The organism is Sphingopyxis sp. RIFCSPHIGHO2_12_FULL_65_19 (assembly GCF_001830555.1).
GTDB lineage: Bacteria > Pseudomonadota > Alphaproteobacteria > Sphingomonadales > Sphingomonadaceae > Sphingopyxis.
The window spans coordinates 1-21,054 of the sequence record NZ_MIAM01000046.1 but is presented as its reverse complement, the minus strand read 5'-3'; the positions used below and the strand labels follow the sequence as shown (position 1 = coordinate 21,054).

The 21,054-nt window shown below is 63.3% G+C and carries 26 protein-coding genes and 1 tRNA gene; 8 read left to right on the top strand and 19 right to left on the bottom strand.

Going from position 1 to position 21,054, the window contains the following annotated elements:
• Positions 1–80: 80 nt before the first annotated feature.
• The 4 genes from A3E77_RS13045 to A3E77_RS13030 all read right to left on the bottom strand — a co-directional run bounded on the left by A3E77_RS13045 (position 81) and on the right by A3E77_RS13030 (position 2,380).
• Complete coding sequence (locus A3E77_RS13045) at positions 81–914, bottom strand: DUF4198 domain-containing protein (protein WP_293646613.1); 834 nt, start codon at positions 912–914, stop codon at positions 81–83.
• Positions 915–933: 19 nt separating this feature from the next.
• On the bottom strand, positions 934–1,464 hold the full coding sequence (locus A3E77_RS13040) for a DUF2271 domain-containing protein (RefSeq protein WP_293646611.1): 531 nt from the start codon (positions 1,462–1,464) through the stop codon (positions 934–936).
• A 12-nt stretch (positions 1,465–1,476) separates the two neighbouring features.
• A complete protein-coding gene (locus tag A3E77_RS13035; protein WP_293646609.1) occupies positions 1,477–2,121 on the bottom strand; it encodes a PepSY-associated TM helix domain-containing protein in 645 nt (214 codons plus the stop codon).
• 166 nt (positions 2,122–2,287) lie between these two features.
• Positions 2,288–2,380 (bottom strand) — tRNA-Ser (locus A3E77_RS13030).
• A 243-nt stretch (positions 2,381–2,623) separates the two neighbouring features.
• Between A3E77_RS13030 and A3E77_RS13025 the strand changes: the two genes are divergently transcribed.
• Positions 2,624–3,394, top strand: coding sequence for a DUF1134 domain-containing protein (locus A3E77_RS13025; RefSeq protein ID WP_293646607.1), 771 nt, complete (start codon positions 2,624–2,626; stop codon positions 3,392–3,394).
• Between the two features lie 274 nt (positions 3,395–3,668).
• Here A3E77_RS13025 and A3E77_RS13020 read toward each other — a convergent pair whose 3' ends face one another.
• The 4 genes from A3E77_RS13020 to petA are packed head-to-tail and all read right to left on the bottom strand — an operon-like array spanning position 3,669 to position 6,947.
• Positions 3,669–4,223, bottom strand: coding sequence for an adenine phosphoribosyltransferase (locus A3E77_RS13020; protein WP_293646605.1), 555 nt, complete (start codon positions 4,221–4,223; stop codon positions 3,669–3,671).
• Positions 4,224–4,245: 22 nt separating this feature from the next.
• Positions 4,246–5,058 carry a cytochrome c1 gene (locus A3E77_RS13015; protein ID WP_293646603.1) on the bottom strand — a complete coding sequence of 271 codons (813 nt, stop codon included), beginning with the start codon at positions 5,056–5,058 and terminating at the stop codon, positions 4,246–4,248.
• A gap of 31 nt (positions 5,059–5,089) precedes the next feature.
• On the bottom strand, positions 5,090–6,376 hold the full coding sequence (locus A3E77_RS13010) for a cytochrome b (RefSeq protein ID WP_293646601.1): 1,287 nt from the start codon (positions 6,374–6,376) through the stop codon (positions 5,090–5,092).
• Positions 6,377–6,389: 13 nt separating this feature from the next.
• Positions 6,390–6,947 (bottom strand): ubiquinol-cytochrome c reductase iron-sulfur subunit, encoded by a 558-nt coding sequence (petA, locus tag A3E77_RS13005; protein WP_293646599.1) that lies wholly within the window; start codon positions 6,945–6,947, stop codon positions 6,390–6,392.
• Positions 6,948–7,170: 223 nt separating this feature from the next.
• Here petA and A3E77_RS13000 point away from each other — a divergent pair, with 223 nt between their 5' ends.
• Positions 7,171–7,629, top strand: a complete 459-nt coding sequence (locus tag A3E77_RS13000) for a tRNA (cytidine(34)-2'-O)-methyltransferase (RefSeq protein WP_293646597.1) — start codon at positions 7,171–7,173, stop codon at positions 7,627–7,629.
• Positions 7,626–8,486, top strand: a complete 861-nt coding sequence (gene hemF, locus A3E77_RS12995) for an oxygen-dependent coproporphyrinogen oxidase (RefSeq protein ID WP_293646595.1) — start codon at positions 7,626–7,628, stop codon at positions 8,484–8,486. The genes A3E77_RS13000 and hemF overlap by 4 nt, the downstream gene beginning before the upstream one ends.
• A 57-nt stretch (positions 8,487–8,543) precedes the next feature.
• Here hemF and A3E77_RS12990 read toward each other — a convergent pair whose 3' ends face one another.
• Positions 8,544–9,425 carry a hypothetical protein gene (locus A3E77_RS12990; RefSeq protein ID WP_293646593.1) on the bottom strand — a complete coding sequence of 294 codons (882 nt, stop codon included), beginning with the start codon at positions 9,423–9,425 and terminating at the stop codon, positions 8,544–8,546.
• 115 nt (positions 9,426–9,540) lie between these two features.
• Positions 9,541–10,287, bottom strand: coding sequence for a hypothetical protein (locus A3E77_RS12985; protein ID WP_293646591.1), 747 nt, complete (start codon positions 10,285–10,287; stop codon positions 9,541–9,543).
• Positions 10,288–10,420: 133 nt separating this feature from the next.
• Here A3E77_RS12985 and lipB point away from each other — a divergent pair, with 133 nt between their 5' ends.
• Together lipB and A3E77_RS12975 are read left to right on the top strand one after the other, a co-directional pair.
• Complete coding sequence (lipB, locus tag A3E77_RS12980) at positions 10,421–11,074, top strand: lipoyl(octanoyl) transferase LipB (protein ID WP_293646589.1); 654 nt, start codon at positions 10,421–10,423, stop codon at positions 11,072–11,074.
• Between the two features lie 9 nt (positions 11,075–11,083).
• A complete protein-coding gene (locus tag A3E77_RS12975; protein ID WP_293646587.1) occupies positions 11,084–11,434 on the top strand; it encodes a hypothetical protein in 351 nt (116 codons plus the stop codon).
• A 3-nt stretch (positions 11,435–11,437) separates the two neighbouring features.
• On the opposite strand, the gene queE is transcribed toward A3E77_RS12975, so the two are convergent.
• From queE to A3E77_RS12935, 8 genes are all read right to left on the bottom strand, one after another.
• On the bottom strand, positions 11,438–12,070 hold the full coding sequence (queE, locus tag A3E77_RS12970; RefSeq protein ID WP_293646585.1) for a 7-carboxy-7-deazaguanine synthase: 633 nt from the start codon (positions 12,068–12,070) through the stop codon (positions 11,438–11,440).
• Between the two features lie 3 nt (positions 12,071–12,073).
• Positions 12,074–12,757 carry a 7-cyano-7-deazaguanine synthase QueC gene (gene queC, locus A3E77_RS12965; RefSeq protein WP_293646583.1) on the bottom strand — a complete coding sequence of 228 codons (684 nt, stop codon included), beginning with the start codon at positions 12,755–12,757 and terminating at the stop codon, positions 12,074–12,076.
• 175 nt (positions 12,758–12,932) lie between these two features.
• Complete coding sequence (locus A3E77_RS12960; protein WP_293646581.1) at positions 12,933–13,352, bottom strand: hypothetical protein; 420 nt, start codon at positions 13,350–13,352, stop codon at positions 12,933–12,935.
• A gap of 112 nt (positions 13,353–13,464) precedes the next feature.
• Positions 13,465–14,379, bottom strand: coding sequence for an Hsp33 family molecular chaperone HslO (hslO, locus tag A3E77_RS12955; RefSeq protein ID WP_293646579.1), 915 nt, complete (start codon positions 14,377–14,379; stop codon positions 13,465–13,467).
• A 10-nt stretch (positions 14,380–14,389) separates the two neighbouring features.
• On the bottom strand, positions 14,390–15,316 hold the full coding sequence (gene argF / locus A3E77_RS12950) for an ornithine carbamoyltransferase (RefSeq protein WP_293646625.1): 927 nt from the start codon (positions 15,314–15,316) through the stop codon (positions 14,390–14,392).
• Positions 15,313–16,500 carry an aspartate aminotransferase family protein gene (locus A3E77_RS12945; protein WP_293646577.1) on the bottom strand — a complete coding sequence of 396 codons (1,188 nt, stop codon included), beginning with the start codon at positions 16,498–16,500 and terminating at the stop codon, positions 15,313–15,315. The genes argF and A3E77_RS12945 overlap by 4 nt, the downstream gene beginning before the upstream one ends.
• Before the next feature lie 115 nt (positions 16,501–16,615).
• Complete coding sequence (locus A3E77_RS12940) at positions 16,616–17,602, bottom strand: LLM class flavin-dependent oxidoreductase (RefSeq protein ID WP_293646575.1); 987 nt, start codon at positions 17,600–17,602, stop codon at positions 16,616–16,618.
• Positions 17,603–17,669: 67 nt separating this feature from the next.
• Positions 17,670–18,122, bottom strand: coding sequence for an Lrp/AsnC family transcriptional regulator (locus A3E77_RS12935; protein ID WP_293646573.1), 453 nt, complete (start codon positions 18,120–18,122; stop codon positions 17,670–17,672).
• A 73-nt stretch (positions 18,123–18,195) separates the two neighbouring features.
• Between A3E77_RS12935 and A3E77_RS12930 the strand changes: the two genes are divergently transcribed.
• The 3 genes from A3E77_RS12930 to A3E77_RS12920 all read left to right on the top strand — a co-directional run bounded on the left by A3E77_RS12930 (position 18,196) and on the right by A3E77_RS12920 (position 20,394).
• Entirely contained in the window at positions 18,196–18,786 is a 591-nt protein-coding gene (locus A3E77_RS12930) for a LysE family translocator (RefSeq protein ID WP_293646571.1), read from the top strand.
• A gap of 99 nt (positions 18,787–18,885) precedes the next feature.
• Positions 18,886–19,866: an aldo/keto reductase gene (locus tag A3E77_RS12925; RefSeq protein ID WP_293646569.1), complete on the top strand. Its 981-nt coding sequence runs from the start codon at positions 18,886–18,888 to the stop codon at positions 19,864–19,866.
• Between the two features lie 60 nt (positions 19,867–19,926).
• Positions 19,927–20,394 (top strand): DUF411 domain-containing protein, encoded by a 468-nt coding sequence (locus A3E77_RS12920; protein WP_293646567.1) that lies wholly within the window; start codon positions 19,927–19,929, stop codon positions 20,392–20,394.
• A gap of 15 nt (positions 20,395–20,409) precedes the next feature.
• Here A3E77_RS12920 and A3E77_RS12915 read toward each other — a convergent pair.
• A partial coding sequence (locus A3E77_RS12915) for a dienelactone hydrolase family protein (RefSeq protein ID WP_293646565.1) occupies positions 20,410–21,054 on the bottom strand: 645 nt, incomplete at its 5' end.

Genomic DNA, 21,054 nt, shown 5'->3' with positions numbered 1-21,054 from the left:
GAAGTTCCGGACCGTGGCCCCCGCGTGACGCCCGGCAAAAGCCGCGGGCGTCAGGGCGCGGGGGATCAGGATACGATCGGTCAGGGCGCGAGCACTTCCAGCGTCGTGACATAGCTCGCGCGGCGCTTCGGCGTCGCGGGCGGCGGAGCGCCTTCCGTGCGTTCGGCGCGCGGCGTCGTGACGTTCAACCAATAGGGGCCGGGCTCGGTCCAGTTGATTTCGACCTTGCCATCGGCTCCGGTCTTGAGGTCCATCTGGCCGAGCTGGTCCCGGTAACGGATGCCGCCCGGGATCACGGTGACGGGCAGCCCTTCCGCCGGCTTGCCGTCGAGCAGGAACTGGAAGGTCGCGGTTTCACCGGCGATCAGGTCGTTGGGATGCGTCACCGGGATAAACTCGATGCCTTTGCCGGTCGGCTTGAACAATGTCGTCGTCGGTTCGCCGACGGTCACGAAAATCTCGTTGCGATTGTTCGATTCGGCGGTCTTGACGTTCGTCGCCCCGGCAGGAATGCGCTCGGCCAGATTGGCGGTCGTCGTCCCCCGCGGCAGGCGTTCGGTCTTGCCGTTCAGGTCATAACTGCCCATCACGCCGTCGGACACGGATGCGATCCGCCAGGTCCCTTTCTGCGTCAGATGGACGTCAAAGGTGCTGCGATAACGGCCCGTCGCCTTATTCTCGATCGCGGCTTCGGTGCCATCGGGGGCCCACGCCTTCATCGCGTCGAGCCGCAGCGGCTGATGCTCGAAATAGAACAGATCGTTCGACACCGCGGCATCGACGGTAACCCAGACATCGTCTCCCGACAGCACGGTCGACGACGGCAGCATCCACTGGCGGTGGGCCGAGGCTGGAACGGCGACCAATGCCACAAGCGCGGCGGTCGCGGCGAAACCCCAAATTCGCTTCTTCATCATCCTGTCCCTTTCAAGTTCAACGGAAGGCAACCGAAACGGCGCCCAATTCTGTCTTTCCGGCAACGCGGCCACCCGCCCCCGCCTTCGCGGGCCAGGTGAACGGAATACGCAGCAGCTCGCGGCCGCCGACCTCGCGCGCCGCCTCGATCACCAGCGTATAGGCGCCGGGCGCCGTCGCTCCGAGCTGCGCGCGCGAAAAGGAAACCTTGTGTGCGCCGGGTGCGCGGGTCGCGCCGCTGATGCCGTTGGCGGGAAAGCTCATCGAGCGCCCCGCGGCGCGCCACCACTGGCGCACGTCGCGAAGCCATTTGGTGCCTTCGTTGGCCTTCATGTCATAATCGTACCAGACCGCGACGGTCTTGGCCTTTGCTCCGGCCTTTTCGACCCAGATCGCGACATAGGGCTTGTGATATTCGGCGACTTTCAATCGCGGAATATTGACCGTCACGTCCATCGTGCCGGGATTGGCAGCGAGCGCAGGCGCAGCAAATGCCGCGCCGAGGCCGATCGTGCCGCCAAGGATGCGCGCGGGGGTGGAAAGCTGCATGAACGGGTCTCCCTAGTGAATGAAGATGACGGCGATGGCGGCGGGGATTGCGAGCCCCAGCCCGACGAGCGGCCAGGTGCTCTTGCGCTTCGCCGAATGAAGCTGGAGCAGGAACAGGCCGGTGATCGCAAAGACAAGGCAGGCAAAGGAGAAGATGTCGATGAACAGACTCCACTCGCCGCCCGAATTGCGGCCCTTGTGCAGGTCGTTCAGATAGGAAATCCAGCCGCGGCTGGTCACTTCGGCCGACGCTGCGCCGGTCGCCAGGTCGATTGCGACCCATGCGTCGCCGCCGGGGCGCGGCGCAGGCAGATAGACTTCGTCGGCGGACCATTCGGCCTCGGCGGACGCTTTCATCAGAAAACTCTTCTCGACCCATGCGGCGACGTCAGCGGGCAATGGCGCCCTTTCGGTGTCGGGAACGGCGGCGCGCAAACGCGCGAGCAACGGCGCGGGCATTTGCCCGCTCGTCTCGATCACCACCGGCGTCCCCTCGATATCGGCGGCGTGGTTAAGGGTGAAACCCGTGATCGCGAACAGCAGCAGGCCGATCAGGCTGACGGCCGAACTCATCCAGTGCCACATGTGGAGCTGCTTCAGCCAAAAGGCCTTCCGACTTTTCTTGGTCGCCGGTCGCGGGGAAGTGGGTGCGTGCATCGAAAGGTTCTGACTGGGAATGATGCGGGGGCATTATCGAGAACGATTCGCAATTACAATAATTATTCCAACCCATCGACTGCGCGACCTATTTGGGCGCACATGATTGTCCACAGGCGACAGGCGGATACCCGCACCGGGTTCGATTTCGACAATCAGGAAAAGGTGGCGGAGACGGAGGGATTCGAACCCTCGGTACCGGATTTACCAGTACGACGGTTTAGCAAACCGTTGGTTTCAGCCACTCACCCACGTCTCCGCATGGTCTGCCGCGCTAACGGCAGTTTGGCCTAGGCGGGTCGCTATAGCCATGCACCTCGCGGCCCGCAACGGCAAAGATTGTCCTATTTCGATGTCGCGGCAGGCATTTCGCCGCGTGGATGATTCGGTCTGGCGTAAATTCGACTCAAGTCATCGCCCGTTCATTGCCCAACGCCGAAACCGAGTCATGATTAACGCCTGTTTCGCCGTAGAGGCGCTGTTTGATTTTTGGGGGTCCCACATGCGGAAAAGATTCACCAGCCTGGCCTTGGCCGCCATCGCATCGTTCGGTCTGGCGCTTTCACCGATCCCGGCGGCGGCGCAGATGCGTGAAATCGACCCTAATACGGCGATCGATTCCGACCTCGACAACCCCGCCCCCACCCCGCCCCCTGCCGATACATCGACAAGCGACCCGTCTTACGACAGCGACCTTGCCACCGGCGACCAGCAAACGAGCGACGTCACCGTCGACGGCACGGCGCCCGCGGCTGACGTCACGGCTACAACGATCGATGCCGCCCCCGGATCAACCTATAAAAAAGACGACCTGATCGGCGCCGCCGAGGGCGTATTCGGCAAAGGCGCACAGGGTCTTGCCGGCCTGATCGAGGACATCCTCAAAAAACAGGGCGAACCCAACGCCTATATCGTCGGCCGCGAAGCGGGCGGCGCGCTGGTCGTCGGCGTCCGATACGGGTCGGGCACGCTTCACCACAAGATCGAGGGCGAGCTGCCCGCCTATTGGACCGGCCCGTCGGTCGGTTTCGACGCGGGCGCCAACGCGGGCAACACCTTCGTCCTTGTCTACAATCTCTTCGACAGCGAGGATCTCTACAAACGCTATCCCGCAGGCGAAGGCGCGGCCTATCTGATCGGCGGTTTCAACGCGAGCTACCTGCGCCGCGGCGACGTCGTGCTGATCCCGATCCGTGTTGGCGTCGGTGCACGCCTCGGCGCCAATGTCGGATATATGAAGTTCCGCAAAAAGCAGAATTGGGTGCCGTTCTGACGGACTGCCACTTGTGACAGAAACGATGGCCCGTGCTTCGGCGCGGGCCTTTTTCTTTGTGGGGCGCAATTTGGCGGCTGTCCGCTAACGACCAATTGCAGACGTAAAGTTCCTCCCCATCGACTTGCGATGGGGAGGTGGCAGCCCGCAGGGCTGACGGAGGGGCAATGGCGCAACGTTGCGGCCCCTCCACCACCGCCTGCGGCGGCGGTCCCCCTCCCCATCGCAAGTCGATGGGGAGGACTTAAACGTCCGCTTCCCACCCCAAAGCGGCCTAATCCCCGTCGAAGGCGATCAACGTCTCGCAATGCAGCCCAGCCGCCGCCAAGCGCTGCGATCCGCCCAAATCTGGCAGGTCGATGACGAACAGCGCTGCCGCCACCTCAGCCCCGACGTTCCGCATCAATTCTGCGGTCGCAAGGATTGTCCCGCCGGTCGCCAGCAGGTCATCGACGAGGATAACGCGATGCCCCGGCAACACCGCACCTTCGTGCAGTTCCAGCCGGTCGACGCCATATTCGAGTTCATAATCGACGCCGATGGTGACGCCGGGCAGCTTGCCCGCCTTGCGCACCGGGACGACGCCCAATCCCATCGCCGTTGCCATCGCGGCGCCAAACAAAAACCCCCGCGCCTCGACCGCGACGATCACGTCGGGCCTGTGAACGGCCGCGAGCACGCTCAGGCGGCGCACACTTTCGGCAAAACCCGCCGCGTCGCCGATCAACGTGGTGATGTCGCGAAACTGGATACCCGGCTTCGGAAAGTCGGGAATGGTGCGGACGAGCGACGCGAGGTCAAGGTCCGGCTGAGGCGGGAGGGCGATCAAGTGCGTCGCCCTCCCTCAGCTCTCAATGCTTCTTGTCGGCCCAGATGTTCCGGTACGACAGATAGGTCAGCACCGTGAAGATCAGCAGGAAGAAAAAGACCGCATAACCCACCTGGATACGCTTGATCAGCTTCGGCTCTGCGGTCCAGACGAGGAACGCAGTGACGTCCTTTGCCATCTGGTCGACGGATGCCTTCGTGCCGTCGGCATAGGTCACCTGGCCCGCGGTCAGCGGCGGCGCCATCGCGAGGTTGAGGTTCGCGAAATAGGGGTTGTAGTGCAGCCCCGTGCCCGGCTTCAGCTCGGCCGGCAGGTTGGCCGGCGGGTTCTGATAGCCGGTCAGCAGCGAATAGACATAATCCTTGCCGCCTTCACGCGCCTTGGTGATCAGCGACAGGTCGGGCGGCAGCGCATTGTTGTTCGCGGCGCGAGCAGCCGTCTCGTTCGCATAAGGCGAAGGGAAATAGTCCGACGGCAGTCCGTCACGCGTCGCCGGCTCGCCCGTGTCAGGGTTGATCGACGGAACCTGGAATCCCTTGGCAAAGGTCTTGGTCTGCCCCTCGGTATAGCCGAGGTCCGCAATGTTGCGGAAAGCGACAAGGTTCAGGCTGTGGCATGCCGAACAGACTTCCTTGTAGACCTGCATCCCGCGCTGCAACTGCGCCTTGTCCCAATGCGGCAGAACGATGCCGTCGCTGGCAAGCTTCAGATGCTTGGGATGTTTGTGGAACGCGTATGCGACATTGGGTTCATTCTTGAGCGGCGTCGTGAAGATCGCGAGCACCAGCGCGGTAATGAAACCAAGGCCGACGAGAAAACCGAGCGGACGAACCATGGCTGTATCAGCTCCTATTAAAGTCCGGCGCTCAGGCCGTTGCCGAAACCGACTTCACGTCGGGGGCATGTTTGGCGAGGACCGCTTCGGTGATCGAATTCGGCATCGGAAGCGGACGTTCGATCCGCGACACGATCGGCAGGATCACCAGGAAGTGGGCGAAATAATAGATGGCGCCCAGCTGGCTGAGGATCACCCACGGCTGTTCGGCGGGCTGCATGCCGCACCAGCCGAGGAGCAGCACGTCGGCGACGAGGATCCAGAAGAAGATCCGGTACAGCGGACGATAGTTCGACGACTTGATCGGCGAGCTGTCGAGCCAAGGCAGGAAGAACAGCAGCGCGATCGACGCGAACATCGCGATGACGCCCCACAGCTTCGCGTCGATCCACAGGAAGTTGAAGGTGAAGGCCTTCAGGATCGCGTAGAAAGGCAGGAAATACCATTCGGGAACGATATGCGCCGGGGTCGAGAGCGAATTCGCGGGAATATAATTGTCCGCGTGGCCGAGCATGTTCGGGCTGAAGAAGGTCAGCCCGACAAAGACCAGCAGGAAGACGCCGACGCCGAAGCCGTCCTTGGCGGTGTAATAAGGGTGGAACGGGACTGTGTCCTGCTCGTCCTTCACCTCGATACCCGTCGGGTTCGACGAACCCGGGATATGCAGCGCCCAGATGTGCAGGATGATGACACCCAGGATCACGAACGGCAGCAGATAGTGCAGCGAGAAGAAGCGATTGAGCGTCGCATTGTCGGGCACGAACCCGCCAAGCAGCCATTCGCGCACCGGCTCGCCCACGATCGGGATCGCCGAGAAGAATCCGGTAATCACCTGCGCGCCCCAGAAACTCATCTGGCCCCACGGAAGCACATAGCCCATGAACGCGGTCGCCATCATCAGCAGGAAGATCACGACACCGAGCAGCCACACCATTTCGCGCGGCGCCTTGTACGAACCATAATAAAGGCCGCGGAAAATATGGAGGTAGACGACGATGAAGAACATGCTCGCGCCGTTCATATGCGCGTAGCGGATGAACCAGCCGGCATTCACGTCGCGCATGATATGCTCGACCGAATTGAACGCGACCCCGACATTGGCGGCATAGTGCATCGCGAGCACGATACCGGTGATGATCTGGATCATCAGCGCAGCGCCCGCGAGGACGCCGAAGTTCCAGAAATAATTGAGATTGCGCGGAACCGGATAGCCCGGCCCGGTGGCATTATAGACCAGGCGCGGAATCGGCAGCTTCTCATCCATCCACTTCATCAACGGATGGGTCGGTTCATAGGGTTTGGCCCAGGGAAAGCTCATCTTATCTCGCTCCTCAGCCGATCGTCACGACGGTATCGCTGGTGAATTCATAGGGCGGCACGACCAGGTTCGTGGGCGCCGGCCCCTTACGGATGCGCGCAGCGGTGTCGTAATGCGACCCGTGGCACGGACAGAAATACCCACCGAAATCGCCGCGATTCTCACCCTCGGCAGCGCCGAGCGGAACGCAGCCCAGATGGGTGCAGACACCGAGCGTGATCAGCCAGTTTTCCTTGCCGGGCTTGGTGCGCTCGTCGATCGTCTGCGGATCGCGCAGGTCGCTGAGCGGCACGGCTTTTGCCTCGGCGATTTCCTTCGCGACCAGGTTGCGCACGAAAACCGGCTGCTTGCGCCAGCTCGTCTTGATCGCCTGGCCGGGCTGGATCGCCGAAATGTCGATTTCGGTCGACGACAAGGCCAGGACGTCGGCCGACGGACTCATCTGGTTGAGCAACGGCAGCACGACCGCAACCGAACCGACACCAGCGAAACTCACTGCCGCAATATTGATGAAATCCCGGCGGCGTACGCCATCCTCGATACCGGCGTTGAGTTCAGATTCACTGGCCATTCGACTGCCCTTGCATGGGTGAACTAACAAAAGTTCTCGAAGTTATGGCCGCCCCTGTTGCACGCGCACGAAAGCGCACAACCCGGCGGCCCCTCCGGGAATTGCGGGCCTGATAGCCGCACTGTCCGGGCTTGCCAACAGGCAATTTCGGCTTCGTTCGCCCCGCCCGGTCGACGGGCCAAGGCCTCTCGATTCCCAAGACGGCGGCAGCTATGGACCATTTATGGAAATCGCCCTGTTTCAGCCGGATATCGCGGGCAACGTCGGCACGACACTGCGCACTGCCGCCTGTTTCGGCGTGGCGGCGCATATCATCGAACCCTGCGGCTTTCCTTTCTCCGACGGCGCGCTAAAACGGGCAGGAATGGACTATGCCGTGAGGGCGAATGTGCGTCGTCACTCGGACTGGACCCGCTTTCATCATTGGACGGTCGAGGCGCGCCGACGCGTCGTCCTGCTGACGACGGCGGGGGCGACGCCCCTGCCCGCGTTTGAATTCAGCGCGGACGATGTCCTCCTGCTCGGCGCCGAATCCTCGGGCGTGCCCCAGCATGTCCACCACGCCGCGGCGGCGCGCGTCGCGATTCCGATGCAGGCAGGCTTTCGCTCCTTGAATGTCGCGGTCGCGGCTGGCATCGCGCTCGCCGAGGCGCTCAGGCAAACGAAAGGCTTTCCGGCATGATCTCGCTCGATCCGCAACAACAGACCGCGCGCAATTGGTTCGAATCGCTGCGCGACCGCATCTGCGCCGAATTCGAGAGCATCGAGGCCGAAGTCGGCAGCGACGCACGCTTTACCTATACCCCGTGGGACCGCGAAGCCGACGGCGTAGCGCCGGGCGAAGGGGGCGGCGGGGTTCGCGGCGTGATGACGGGCCAGGTCTTTGAAAAGGTCGGCGTCAATGTCTCGACCGTCGGCGGCCAGTTCGCTCCCGACTTCGCCGCATCGATTCACGGCGCGGGCGATGACCCGCGCTTTTTTGCGACGGGAATCAGCCTGGTCGCCCACATGGCGAACCCGCATGTTCCGGCGGTGCATATGAACACGCGCTTCCTCGCAACGACGAAGCGATGGTTCGGCGGCGGCGCCGACCTCAATCCGCCGATCCCCTACCAGGAAGACACCGACGCTTTTCACGCCCGACTACGCGCGGCCTGCGCGCCCTTTGGCCCCGACGTCTACGAACGCTATGCCAAATGGGCAGAGGATTATTTCTACATCCCGCATCGCGGTGTCCATCGCGGCGTCGGCGGCATATTTTACGATCATCTCGAATGCGGGGATGACGCCGAATATGACCGCAACTTGCAGCTGACGCAGGCGGTCGGCGAGGCGTTTCTCGACATATTCCCGCAAATCGTCCGCCGCCGGATGGGCCTGCCCTTCACCGAGGCGGAGCGCGACGCACAGCTCATCTGGCGCGGGCGATATGCCGAATTCAACCTGGTCTATGACCGCGGAACGCTGTTCGGGCTCAAGACCGGCGGCAATATCGACGCCATTCTGATGAGCCTGCCGCCGCTCGCTAAATGGAGCTGAATTGGAAGGGGCGCCTCCATTGCGGAAGGCGCCCCCTGTCGTTCTCGGGCCGGGCGATCAGGCGAACACGTCACCCGATGCACGCGGCGCGAGCGCGCGATAAATTCCGATCGGCATCGAGAAGGATATCATGATCATCGGCAGATAGACGGCCCCTGCCATGACAATCATCGTCAGCATCGTGCCGACGACCGAACCGCCCGCAACCGCTCCCAATATCCCGCCGAAAATCATGCCCGCGACCAGCGCATAGATAAAAATGCCGATCGTGAAGAGCAGGTAGAAACCGACGATCACCCATTGCGATGCGCCGGTCAGGCGCCATGATTCGCCAAGCCCCGTTACCGGATTGCGCGTCAGGCGGTCGGCCATCACCGGACCGGCGACCGAAAAGCGCGCCTGCACCCACAGCATGAACACGATCACCGCGATATAGACGATGATCATCAGGAAGATCGCGCCGCCGCCGACTGCCCCTGCGGCCCCCGATTCCAGCGCGGACGGAGACAGTGCGCCCATGCCCCCCAGCGCAGCGCCGAAAATCAGCGTCAGGATGAACATGACGATGAAAATGAGGATGTACGCCGCCAACATCACGACGAACATGCCGAAAGCAAAAGCGGGCCCGGCCTGGAACGCCCAGCCGAAATTGGGTGCTTCACCGGGATGCAGCCCGCCGCGCCAGATCAGCATCGACACGCCGTACAGGATGACCGCGGCAATCAAGGCAAAGAGAAAAATCTTGCCGAGCGCGCCCATCACGAGCGACGGGTCGTTGGGCGCAAGCGCCATTGCCGAGAAGGTCGATCCGAGGAACATATAGCCGAGCACGCCGACTACAACCAACGCCCCGCCGACCCACAGCAGCATTTGCTGCCAATTCGCCTTCAGAAACGCAAAGGTTTCCGAAAAGGCGGCTCCGATACTCATCTTTTTCATGTCACTTCCCCCTGTTGTTTAACCGGATTCTCCCACATTCCTTATTCAAAGGGGGCGAACTTAACCGATGTCCGCCCCGGTTGCGACATCTTCGCTTTCATTGCAGTGACAGGGGTCACTTGAACACGTCGGAGTCGTTCCGCACCGCAAGCTGGCGATAAGCCGCGGCCGAAACGGCAATCGACGCCAAGCTGCCGACGGCGCCGAACGCAGCCTCGATGAAACCACCCAGCATCCGGCCGAAACCCGGCTCGTTTCCTGCGATGACCGAGACGATGCCCCCGATGATCAGCGCCGCGATCACAATCACCAGCGCGACGAGAAACAGGAAAAAGAAGATCGCCCAGCCATTGCCCTGGGTCAGGTTCCAGCTCGTCCGGATTGCTTCGATGGGGTTGTAGAGGCCTCGGTCCGCTACGGCTGGCGCGACCAGGGCGAGACGTCCGACCAGATAGAGGCCAGGAACGATCAGCAGAATGAAGCCAAAGCCAATCGCGATACCGCACAATATCTGGATCGCGAGCATCGTTGGGAAAAGCATGAGCGCAAAGGTCAACGCCTCGCCGACGCTGGTCCCGGTCCGCGAGAGCCAGAGCCTTAGGATTCCAGCCGTGCCGATAAGCGTGCAAAGCGCGATAACGAGCTGGCCCGGAATCATCTGACGAAAGCTCTCGCGAAAGCTTTCCATAACCTGGTTCAAATCGGCACCCGCGGGCGGCTCGATCGGAACGGGGCCGAACCAGGCCACCGCAAGCGCCGGCAGGAACAGAAATACGCCCGCGATCGTTCCGATCAGCGCGGTGTGCGATTTCAAAAGCTGGAGGGTGTCGTCCCACGCCGCAGCCATGTCGAATTTTACCATTGATACCCCGTCATTTTTTCGATTTCCCGGTCGCGGCGAAGGTGACGATGTTCGGCGCTCCTGTCCAGCCCCGTCGACGTGCGACGCCGCAGGCCTTGCGCAAGGCGTCGCGGGGCGCCAGATAGCCCGCGCGATGAACCTTCTGCTGCCCCCCGAATGGATGATCAGTCCCGGCCTGACCGCCTATGAAGCAGCACTGGCCGATATGGAGGCGCGCGCCGCAGCCATCCATGCGGGCGAAGCGGGCGAACGGATCTGGTTCCTCGAACATCCGCCGCTTTATACCGCGGGAACGAGCGCCGACCCTGCCGAACTGCTGAGCCCGCGCTTCCCGGTGTACGATGCGGGCCGCGGCGGGCGCTATACCTACCATGGTCCCGGCCAGCGCGTAGGCTATGTCCAGCTCGACCTGACGCGGCGCGGACGCGACGTGCGCGCCTATGTCTCGGCGCTTGAAGGCTGGGTGATCGACGCGCTGGCGCAGCTCGGCGTCGACGCGCGCCGCGCCGAAGGCCGTATCGGCATCTGGACCGACACCCCCGATGGCCGCGAAGCGAAGATCGGCGCAATCGGGGTGCGTGTGAAGCGGTGGGTTACGATGCACGGCTTTTCGCTGAACGTCGCGCCGGACCTGTCGCATTTTGGCGGCATCGTGCCGTGCGGAATTGCCGAATTTCCGGTGACCAGCCTTGCTGCGCTGGGCCGCACGGATTCTTTTGCCGAGGTGGATGCGGCGCTGGCCGATACGCTTCCCGCCTTTCTCGACAAGCTTTCGCCGAAGGACTAGGAAAGCCCCATGACCCGCATTTTTCTCGCCGCACTGTCCCTGCTCGCCCTCTCAGCCTGTGGCAGCGGAAGCGACACCAGCGACAAATCGACCACCAGGCTCGACGCGGTCGAGGTCCAGCCGGGATCGGTCAGCGATTCGATGATCATCCTCGACGATGCTGCGACCGACGGCACCGCGGTCGATAACAGCATTCCCGACGATGAAACGAAGAAGGATGCCGCCAAGCCAGGCGAAACCGACACGGTCGATACCACGACAAGTGACGATGCCGAAGGCGACGACGATGCCGAGGCGGTCGACATGCCCATCGCGAAAAAGGCGATCACAGCCGACTCCGCCGCCAAAAAGGGGGAATAGGCGCTAGCGCAGCCCCAGATTTTTGTGCGTCTGCAATGACAGGCGCCAGCGCGGATCGTCCATCACCAGATCGATACATGCCTGAACATTGGCCGCCGCATGGGGATCGTCGAGCGGCTGAACCAGCAGGTGCGCGAAATCGAGCGATGCCAGCCGCGCGACGTCGCTGCCCGGCTGCGGCCACACCAGCTTCAACTCATCGCCGCTCAGCTGCACCAGTTCGCTTCCCGCTTTCGGGCTGACGCATATCCAGTCGATGCTGCGCGGGATCGCAAAAGTGCCGTTGCTTTCGATCGCAATGGTAAAATCGCGCGCGTGGAGCGCATCGACGAGCGCGTCGTCGACCTGCAACATCGGCTCGCCGCCGGTCAGCACGACATAGCGATCGCCCTGCCCATGGCCCCAGCTTTCGGCGATTACGTCGGCCAACGCATCGGCATTCCGGTATTTGCCGCCGAGCGTGCCGTCGGTGCCGACGAAGTCCGTATCGCAGAATTGGCAGACCGCCTTCGCGCGGTCCTTTTCGCGCCCCGTCCACAAATTGCAGCCGGCAAAGCGGCAGAAGACCGCTCGCCGCCCCGCCTGCGCCCCTTCCCCCTGCAAGGTCAGGAATATTTCTTTTACCGCATAAGCCATCGGTCAGGCGTAGCGCGTCGGGTCGGCGAGCCCCGCGTCGGCGAAACCCTTGCTGCGCAGACGGCAGCTGTCGCATGCGCCGCAATGCAGCCCTTCGGGGGTGGGATCATAGCAGGACCAGCTCATCCCCGCGTCCATGCCCAGCCGAGCCGCCTCGGCCGCAATGTCCGCCTTGGTCATATGTTGAAGCGGCGCGTGGATCTGGAAATCGACGCCCTTGTCGCCATCGCGCGTCGCGAGCGCGGCGAGCGCCTGAAAGCCCTGGATAAATTCGGGACGGCAATCGGGATAACCCGAATAATCGAGCGCATTGACCCCGATGACGATGTCCTGCGCGGCGCGGGCTTCCGCAAGGCCAAGCGTCAGCGACAGGAAGATCAGGTTGCGCGCCGGGACATAGGTGATCGGCACATCGTCACCGACGCCATCCTTCGGCACGTCGATGTCGGCGGTGAGCGCCGAGCCGCCGAAACGGCGAAGGTCGAGAGGCAGGACGATATGTTCGGCCGCGCCGACATATTCGGCGATGCGCGCCGCCGATTCCAGCTCGACGCGATGGCGCTGGTTATAATCGATCGTCAGCGCGACGATGCGGGCGCCCGCTTCGCGCGCGAGGCCCGCACAGACCATCGAGTCGAGCCCGCCCGACAGGAGGACGATCACCGTTTTTCCGGAAACTTGCTGCATCGGCGCCAGATAGGCTCGCGCCGCCGGGGGCGCAAGGGCTGTGCCGCATCAAAGAAACGGGCCGCGAGGCGCTTGCCGCACGGCCCAGTTCGGCATGACAGCCGTTAGGGAGAAGGGCACACATCGGTATGCCGCCCATCTCCTTTACCGGCCGATAGTTACCATATGGTTCGCTTCAGCAACCGCCAGCGCGCCGCGCTTCGATCGCCTGCGAAAACGGTTTGCCCTCGGCAATACCCTGCGTGTCGATCTGGACCAGGCGGTTCGTCTCGCTGCGGATGCTCGTGCGGCCATGTCCTGCGCCGGGGCAAGTGTAGTGAACGGTGACCGCATCCGGCGTATCTTCGATGACATAGCGCGAGCAGTTGGCACGCGGGTGATAGACCTGGATCAATCGGCGCGCGTCGCCGACGCAGATCGTTTGGAGAACGGCGTCCTTGCCGCGCTCGCGCAGCTGCCAGCTGCCTTTTTCGAGCCGGTCGAGCATGGCAAGCGACGGCGCTTGTGCAGGGACCGCAGTCGCGCCCGCCAGCGTGCAGGCCGCCAGCGACCATCGCAAGAAGGGAGAGAAGATCGCCATTTTACCCTTTTCCATTGGCCGCCCGCAACCGGGTCAGGCTGCGACCCAACCCCCTTTAGCTAGCAATGCGCAGGCCCGATTTCAACCGCTTGACGCCAGATTGCACCGCTTCGTCGGTGATGCCAGATCAGGACTCAGCCGAAATCTCTTCGAGCGGGATCGGGAAAATGCGCGAACAAAAGGCGCAGTCAACGACGATATTGCCCGCGTCGTCGGCCATATCTGCCCGCTCGGTCGCGGGGAATTGGGCGAGGACGCCGGCGAAATAACCCGTGCTGCACCGACAGCCGCGCGACACCGCGAGGCCGGGCTCGACACGCACTTCATCCTCATGGAACAACCGCCAGGCCAGCGTCTCGAGCGACGTCGCAGGATCGGTAAGTTCCTCGTCTTTCAGCGTCGCCGCGATCGTGCGGGCATGATCCCATTCGGGATTGTCATGCCGCACATGGAGCCGGTCGCGGCCGACTTCCCCTTCGGGCAGATGCTGGAGCAACAAGCCGCCGGCGAGGCATCCTGCTTCGGCGTCGTGGCGGGCGGCGATCTTGATCAGGCTGGAAATCTGTTCGGACTGCTCGAAATAATGTTCGGCCGCCTCGCCGATCGACGCGCCTTCAAGCGGCACGATACCCTGATAGCGTTCGGCGGTCGTCGCCTGGTCAAAAGTGATCGCGAGAAAGCCTTCGCCGAACAGCGCGAACAGCGTCGGGTCGGGTCCGACCTCCGCCAGTCGCTCGGCATCGAATTTCAGATAACCGCGCAGTTCACCCGCGCGGTAATCGCACACCAGCAGTTCGACCGGCCCGCCGCCGGTCTGCGCCTGCAACGTCATCTGCCCGTTTTCGTCTTTCAGCGTCGAGCCGAGCAGCACCGTCAGGACGAGCGCCTCGGCCAGCAGCTTTTCGGCGACCGGCGGGTAGTTATGTGCCGCGATGATCGTCCCAAGCGTCGGCCCCAGCCGCACGAGGCGCCCGCGCACATGGCGCTGCGCGATGGTGAACAGCAACGGCTGGTCGAACCAGGTTTCGATAATCTCGCTCACACCGTCGAACTCACAACTTTCCAAGCGCCCAGAGCAGGATCGATTTCTGCGCATGGACGCGGTTTTCGGCTTCGTCCCAGACGCGCGACTGCGCGCCGTCGATCACTGCATCGACCACCTCGTCACCGCGGTGCGCGGGCAGGCAGTGCAGGAAGATGGCATCGTCCTTTGCCCCCGTCATCAGCCGTTCATCGACCTGATAGGGCGCCATCGCCGCGATCTTGTTGTGCGCATGGTCCTGCCCCATCGACACCCAGGTGTCGGTGACGACCAGGTCGGCGCTCGCCACGGCCGCCTGCGCGTCGCGCACGATGTCGATCCGTGCGCCCTTTGCGCGCGCCGCCGCAACGAAATCCGCGTCGGGTTCATATCCCTGGGGCACGCCCGCACGGACGTGAAAACCGAACAGCCCCGCCGCCTCGATCAGCGACGCGAGCACATTGTTGCCATCGCCAAGCCAGGCAAGTTCAAGCCCCGGCAGCGCCTTGCCGCTTTCGACGATCGTCAGCAGGTCGGCGACGATCTGGCACGGGTGCGACAGGTCGGTCAGCCCGTTGATCACCGGAACGCCCGCATATTCGGCCAGTTCCTCTGCCTTCGCATGGTCATCGGTGCGGATCATGATCGCGTCGGCATATCGCGACAGCACGCGCGCCGTGTCGGCGATGCTTTCCCCGCGCCCGAGCTGCGTCACGCCCGCATCCATGATCATCGGCGTGCCGCCAAGCTGGCGGATCGCAATGTCGAACGAGGCGCGGGTGCGCGTCGAGTTTTTTTCAAACACCATGGCAAGCACGTGACCGGCGAGCGGGGCATCGGCATCGACCTTGCCTTTCGGCCAGCCCGCGCGCGCCGCCTTGCGGTCGATCGCATCGGCGAGCATCGCGGCAACCGCATCCCCGCCCGCGTCGGCGAGATTGAGGAAGTGCGGCATCAGGCTTCAGGCGGCGTATAGCTCGCCGCACCCGCTGACAATTTCTCGATAAACTCGGCGATGTGGCTGTCTTCGATGTTAAGCGGCGGCAGCACGCGAACCACATTCTCGCCCGCCGCAACGGTCAGCAGCCCGTGATTGTCGCGCAGATGCGCAACGAACGCGCGACTGTCCGAATTGAGCTTGATGCCGAGCATCAGCCCGACGCCGCGCACGCTGTCGAACAGCTGGTCATGGTTGGGAATGAGCTGCTCGAGCGCACCACGAAGGCGCTCGCCGGTCGCCTTGACCTGGTCGAGGAAACCTTCTTCCAGCACGACGTCGAGCACCGCCTGCCCCGCCGCGCAGGCGAGAGGGTTGCCGCCATAGGTCGAACCATGCGTGCCGATGACCATGCCGCGCGCCGCCTTTTCGGTCGCGAGGCAGGCGCCCATCGGGAAACCGCCGCCAATCCCCTTCGCGCTCGCCATGATGTCGGGGGTGATGCCATAATGTTCATAAGCGTAAAGATGGCCGGTGCGCGCAACGCCGCACTGCACTTCGTCGAAGACCAGCATCAGGTCGCGCTTGTCGCAAATATCGCGCAGCGCCTGAAGGAACGGCTGCGATGCGGGGCGGATGCCCCCCTCCCCCTGGATCGGTTCGACAAGGAAGCCTGCCGTATTGTCGTCGACCAGGTCGAGCGCGGCATTGATGTCGTCGAACGGCGCATAGGCGAAGCCGGGCAGCAACGGGTCGAAACCCTTGCGCAGCTTTTCCTGATTGGTCGCCGAAATCGTTCCGAGGGTACGGCCATGGAAGGCGTTGTTGAAGGTGACGAGCGTGTGCTTTTCGGCATTGCCCGCGCTCGAATGATAGGCGCGCGCCGTTTTGATTGCACATTCGACCGCTTCGGCGCCCGAATTGGTCAGGAACACCGTGTCGGCAAACGTATGTTCGACGAGCCGCGCGGCATAGGCTTCGCCCTGCGGGCTGCCGTAAAGGTTCGACACGTGCATCAGCGTCGCAGCCTGATCCTGGATGGCCTTCGTCAGGTGCGGGTGCCCGTGGCCGAGCAGGTTGACCGCAATGCCGCTCGCAAAGTCCAGATAGCGCTCGCCGCGCTCGCCGATCAGATAGGCGCCCTCACCGCGCACCGGACGCACACCGCACCGGGGGTATACGGGCATCAGCGGCGTGATCGTCATGGCAGGCACCTTTCAGTCAAAAGTAAAAAGGCGACCCTCCTGTGGGCCGCCCTTGGTCGGACCGCCCCTATACCGCCGCAGCCGGAGGCGCGTCAACACGGCGCCGCAGGCACCGCTAAAGCGTTTTCGCTGCCGCCATTGTCAACGCGAGCGAATGTTTGCGCGCGCCATGGTCGTACATCGACGACGCAATGATCACCTCGTCGACACCCGTGCGCTGGCCGAAGGCCTTCAGTCCCGCAGCGATATCGTCGACGGTGCCGACCGCCGAACATTGCAGCACATGGTCAAGGATCGCGCGGGCGTTCGGTGGCAGGCTGTCCTTGTAGCCCGCCAGTGGCGGCTTCATTTTGCCCGGATTGCCGGTGCGCAGCGCGACGAACGCCTGCTGCTGCGACGAAGCGAGCAACTCGGCCTCCTCGCGGGTATCGGCGGCAAAGCTGTTGAACGCCGCCGCAGCATAGGGTGCGGCAAGCTGCGCCGACGGCTTGAACTGGCGGCGATAGATGTCGAGCGCCTCGTCGAGCGCGTCGGGGGCGAAATGACTGGCGAAGGCGTAGGGCAGCCCCAGCATCGCTGCGAGCTGCGCGCCGAAGGTGCTCGATCCCAATATCCACAGCGGGATATGCGTCCCCGCGCCCGGCACCGCGGCGATCCCCAGCTGGTCGTCGCCGGCGAGAAAGGCCTGAAGCTCCAGAACGTCCTGCGGAAACTGGCGCTCGTCGCTGGCGAGCGTGCGGCGCAGCGCCCGCGCGACGCGCTGGTCCGATCCGGGCGCGCGTCCCAATCCCAGATCGATCCGGCCGGGGAACAAAGCTTCGAGTGTCCCGAATTGCTCGGCAATTACCATCGGGGCATGGTTGGGCAGCATGATCCCCGCCGATCCGATCCGAATGCTTTGCGTCGCATGTCCGATATGCGCCAGCACGACCGCCGTCGCCGCGCTGGCAATCCCCGCCATGCCGTGATGCTCGGCAACCCAATAGCGCTGATAACCAAGTGCCTCGGCGTGACGGGCAAGGTCGGCAGCGTTGGCGAGCGACTGGGAAATCGTGCCGGTGTCGGTCACGGGCACGAGGTCGAGGAAAGAGAGTTTCGTCATGAAACCGATATGCGGTGCCGACGGTCGCGGTTCAACCTCTCCGCTTCGCTGGCCGCATGAAGAAAAACTATGCGCGCTCGTCCTTTGGCGATTCCATCAGGACATAGGTGGTGATCGAATGCACCTGCGGCAGCACGCCCAGCACTTCGGTGTGAAAATGCTTGTAGGACGCCAGATCCTGCGTCTCGACGCGCAGCAGATATTCGATCGTGCCGGTGATGTTGTGGCATTCCCGCACTTCGGGCGCATCGGCTATCGCTGTCTCGAAATCGGTCTGCGACTTTTTCGTGTGCGACGACAGCCCGACAGTCACATAGGCGACAAAGGTCAATCCAAGCTTGGCCGGGTCGATCACTGCGCGATACCCCTTGATCACCCCGCTGCGTTCGAGTTCCTGCACACGGCGGAGGCAGGCCGATGGCGAAAGCCCCACGCGTTCGGCCAGTTCGAGGTTCGAGATTCGCCCGTCCTTCGATAATTCTTGCAATATCTTGCGGCCAATGGCGTCGATCTTGAGCATGGATTGCGCAATCTATTCGATTTATCGTCATCTTTGCAACCCGTCGCACGCACGAACGCATTATGTTGCGCGGATGAACCAGACCACCCTTCTCGCGCTGTCCGCCTTCGCGCTTGTCTCGTCGATCACGCCGGGGCCGAACAACATGATGCTGATGGCATCGGGCGCCAATTTTGGCCTCCGCCGGACCGTCCCGCACGCATTGGGGGTCGGCTTCGGCTTTACCCTGATGATCTTCCTCGTCGGGGTCGGGCTGATGGGGCTGTTCGACCTCTTCCCGGTGCTCAACACTGCACTCAAGGTGGTGAGCGTCGCCTATCTGCTCTGGCTGGCCTGGAAAATCGCACATGCCGCGGCGCCCGACACCCAAAGCGGCGCGCGCGGCAAACCGATGAGTTTTTTCCAGGCGGTGCTGTTTCAATGGGTCAATCCCAAGGCCTGGTCGATGGCGCTGACCGCGATTGCGCTTTACGCGCCCGACCGCAATTTCGGCGCGGTGCTGCTGGTCGCGATTGTGTTCGGCATCATCAACCTGCCCTCGACCAGCCTGTGGGCGGTGATGGGACAGGTGCTGCGCGGCTGGTTGTCCAGCCCCGCACGGCTTCAGGCGTTCAACTGGACGATGGCGGCCCTGCTTGTCGGATCGCTCGCGCTGCTGATCTGATTGCAAGGTTGCGGTTCGCAACCTATGCACGGGGCTCCGCCTTTCCGACTGGAGAACAGAGCCATGCAAAGCCGCCGCCTCGGACGAAGCGCCATCCATGTGTCCGATATCTGCATGGGCACGATGACCTTCGGCAGCCAGACCGACGAATCGGAAGCCGTCCGCATCCTCGACCGCTGCTTCGATGCGGGAATCAATTTCTACGACACCGCCGAAGGCTATCCGGTGCCGCCCGACATCAAATGGGTCGGCCGGACCGAGGAGATCGTCGGACGCTGGCTGAAGACCAAGCCGCGCGACGCGATCATCTTGGCGACCAAGGTGTCGGGGCCGAGCCACATCTGGTTCAAATCGCCGTGCCGTAGCGGGATGACCGCGCTCGACCGCAAGAATATCTTCCAGGCCGTCGACGACAGCCTGACGCGGCTGCAGACCGATTATATCGACCTCTACCAGACGCACTGGCCCGACCATGACGCGCCTTATGACGAGATGATGGACGCGCTGGACGAGCTTGTCCGCGTGGGCAAGGTGCGCATCCTTGGCTGCTCGAACGAGACGAGCTGGGGGCTGATGAAATCGCTTGCGACGTCGGAGCGGCTCGGCGGCGCGCGCTATCACACGATCCAAAATAATTTCAGCCTCAACAACCGGCGCTTCGAGGACGAGCTGGCACAGGTGTGCCGACAGGAAGGCGTCAGCCTGATCCCCTACTCGCCGCTCGCGGGCGGCGTGTTGTCGGGAAAATATCAGGGCGGAGCGACGCCCGAGGGCGCGCGCTTTTCGCGCTATCTGAAAATGGAGGGTCGGCAAGCCGCGATGGGGCGCCGCTTCGTCAACGAAAAGAGCCTTGCCGCGACGGCGCGCTATCTCAAGATTGCCGAAGAGGCGGGGATGCACCCGGTGACGATGGCGACCGCCTGGTCGAAACAGCATGATTTCGTCGCATCGACGATCGTCGGGGTCAGCGCCGACGACCAGGTTCAGCCGATCCTCGACGCGGCCGAGCTGGTGCTGTCCGACGATATGATGAAGGCGCTGCACAAGGTCAGCAAGGACATCCTCTACCCAATGGGCTGACCACCTTGCGCCGGGACGCGGCGGCGCTATTCTGGCGCGATCGAATATCAGGAGTTCGTCATGCCCTCTGCCCGCCGTCCGATTTTCGCCCTTGCCGCTCTCTCCGCGATCATCGGCACCGCCCATGCCGCGAACCCGGTGATGTTCCGCGATGCGGGATGCGGCTGCTGCCTCAAATGGCTGGAGCAGGCGAAGGCGTCGTTCGGGCAGAAAGCGGTGGTGGTCAATTCGCCCGACATGAACGCGGTTAAGGACAAGCAGGGCGTGCCGCAGGCACTGCGCAGCTGCCATACCGTACTGGTCGGCGGCTATGTGATCGAAGGCCATGTTCCCGCAAAGGACATCGCCCGCCTGCTCCGCGAAAAGCCGAAGGGCGTGAAAGGCCTGGCCGTCGGCGGGATGCCGATGGGTTCGCCCGGCATGGAGCATGGCGACCACCGCGAGGCATATAAGGTGATGACCTTTGGCCCCGCCGGCCAGCGCGTTTATGCGAGCTACGCCGCGAGCGGCGGCGCCCACGCGCACTGATCGCGGCGGCGCGCCTCAGGCCAATTCGGCCTTGAACAGTTCGAGCATTCGCGCCCACGCCTTCTCCGCCGCCGCTTCGTCATAAGCGCGGCTGTCGGGCGGGCACCAGCCGTGCATCGCGCCGGCATAAACCTCGACCTCGTGCCACGGCTTGCGCGGTTCGAGAACCGCCTTGAGCAGCAGCTTTTCGTTCGGCGTTTCCTTGTCGTCATTGTCGGCGATCGCGAACAAATATCCCGCGTTCGTCGCCGGGATCAGCAGGTGCGGACTGTCCGGCTTGTCGGTGCCGACGCCGCCGCCGTGGAAGCTGGCTGCCGCGCCGACACGATCGGGTTTCAGCGCCGCGGTGTAGATCGTCATCGCGCCCCCCATGCAATAGCCCGTGGTGCCGATCCTGCGCTTGCTATCAACTTCCTTCTGCGAATCGAGGAAGGCAAGGTGCGCGGCGGCGTCGGTCTCGACGATCGGCCGGGTCAGCTGCTTGAGATAACCGAACAGTTTTTCGCGCACCGCCGGATTGCTCCAGTCATTCGCGGCGTCGACCACCGGCGATGCCTGCCAGCGGTAAAAGGGGTTCACGGTCAGCACCGCATAGCCCTCGCCCGCCAGCCGGTCGGCCATCTGGCATAGCCCTCGCCCGCCAGCCGGTCGGCCATCTGG

Coding starts and splice junctions, on each gene's coding strand:
- A3E77_RS13045 (WP_293646613.1), bottom strand. CDS start 914: ATGAAGAAGCGAATTTGGGGTTTCGCCGCGACCGCCGCGCTTGTGGCA.
- A3E77_RS13040 (WP_293646611.1), bottom strand. CDS start 1,464: ATGCAGCTTTCCACCCCCGCGCGCATCCTTGGCGGCACGATCGGCCTC.
- A3E77_RS13035 (WP_293646609.1), bottom strand. CDS start 2,121: ATGCACGCACCCACTTCCCCGCGACCGGCGACCAAGAAAAGTCGGAAG.
- A3E77_RS13025 (WP_293646607.1), top strand. CDS start 2,624: ATGCGGAAAAGATTCACCAGCCTGGCCTTGGCCGCCATCGCATCGTTC.
- A3E77_RS13015 (WP_293646603.1), bottom strand. CDS start 5,058: ATGGTTCGTCCGCTCGGTTTTCTCGTCGGCCTTGGTTTCATTACCGCG.
- A3E77_RS13010 (WP_293646601.1), bottom strand. CDS start 6,376: ATGAGCTTTCCCTGGGCCAAACCCTATGAACCGACCCATCCGTTGATG.
- petA (WP_293646599.1), bottom strand. CDS start 6,947: ATGGCCAGTGAATCTGAACTCAACGCCGGTATCGAGGATGGCGTACGC.
- A3E77_RS13000 (WP_293646597.1), top strand. CDS start 7,171: ATGGAAATCGCCCTGTTTCAGCCGGATATCGCGGGCAACGTCGGCACG.
- hemF (WP_293646595.1), top strand. CDS start 7,626: ATGATCTCGCTCGATCCGCAACAACAGACCGCGCGCAATTGGTTCGAA.
- A3E77_RS12990 (WP_293646593.1), bottom strand. CDS start 9,425: ATGAAAAAGATGAGTATCGGAGCCGCCTTTTCGGAAACCTTTGCGTTT.
- A3E77_RS12985 (WP_293646591.1), bottom strand. CDS start 10,287: ATGGTAAAATTCGACATGGCTGCGGCGTGGGACGACACCCTCCAGCTT.
- lipB (WP_293646589.1), top strand. CDS start 10,421: ATGAACCTTCTGCTGCCCCCCGAATGGATGATCAGTCCCGGCCTGACC.
- A3E77_RS12975 (WP_293646587.1), top strand. CDS start 11,084: ATGACCCGCATTTTTCTCGCCGCACTGTCCCTGCTCGCCCTCTCAGCC.
- queE (WP_293646585.1), bottom strand. CDS start 12,070: ATGGCTTATGCGGTAAAAGAAATATTCCTGACCTTGCAGGGGGAAGGG.
- queC (WP_293646583.1), bottom strand. CDS start 12,757: ATGCAGCAAGTTTCCGGAAAAACGGTGATCGTCCTCCTGTCGGGCGGG.
- A3E77_RS12960 (WP_293646581.1), bottom strand. CDS start 13,352: ATGGAAAAGGGTAAAATGGCGATCTTCTCTCCCTTCTTGCGATGGTCG.
- A3E77_RS12945 (WP_293646577.1), bottom strand. CDS start 16,500: ATGACGATCACGCCGCTGATGCCCGTATACCCCCGGTGCGGTGTGCGT.
- A3E77_RS12940 (WP_293646575.1), bottom strand. CDS start 17,602: ATGACGAAACTCTCTTTCCTCGACCTCGTGCCCGTGACCGACACCGGC.
- A3E77_RS12935 (WP_293646573.1), bottom strand. CDS start 18,122: ATGCTCAAGATCGACGCCATTGGCCGCAAGATATTGCAAGAATTATCG.
- A3E77_RS12930 (WP_293646571.1), top strand. CDS start 18,196: ATGAACCAGACCACCCTTCTCGCGCTGTCCGCCTTCGCGCTTGTCTCG.
- A3E77_RS12920 (WP_293646567.1), top strand. CDS start 19,927: ATGCCCTCTGCCCGCCGTCCGATTTTCGCCCTTGCCGCTCTCTCCGCG.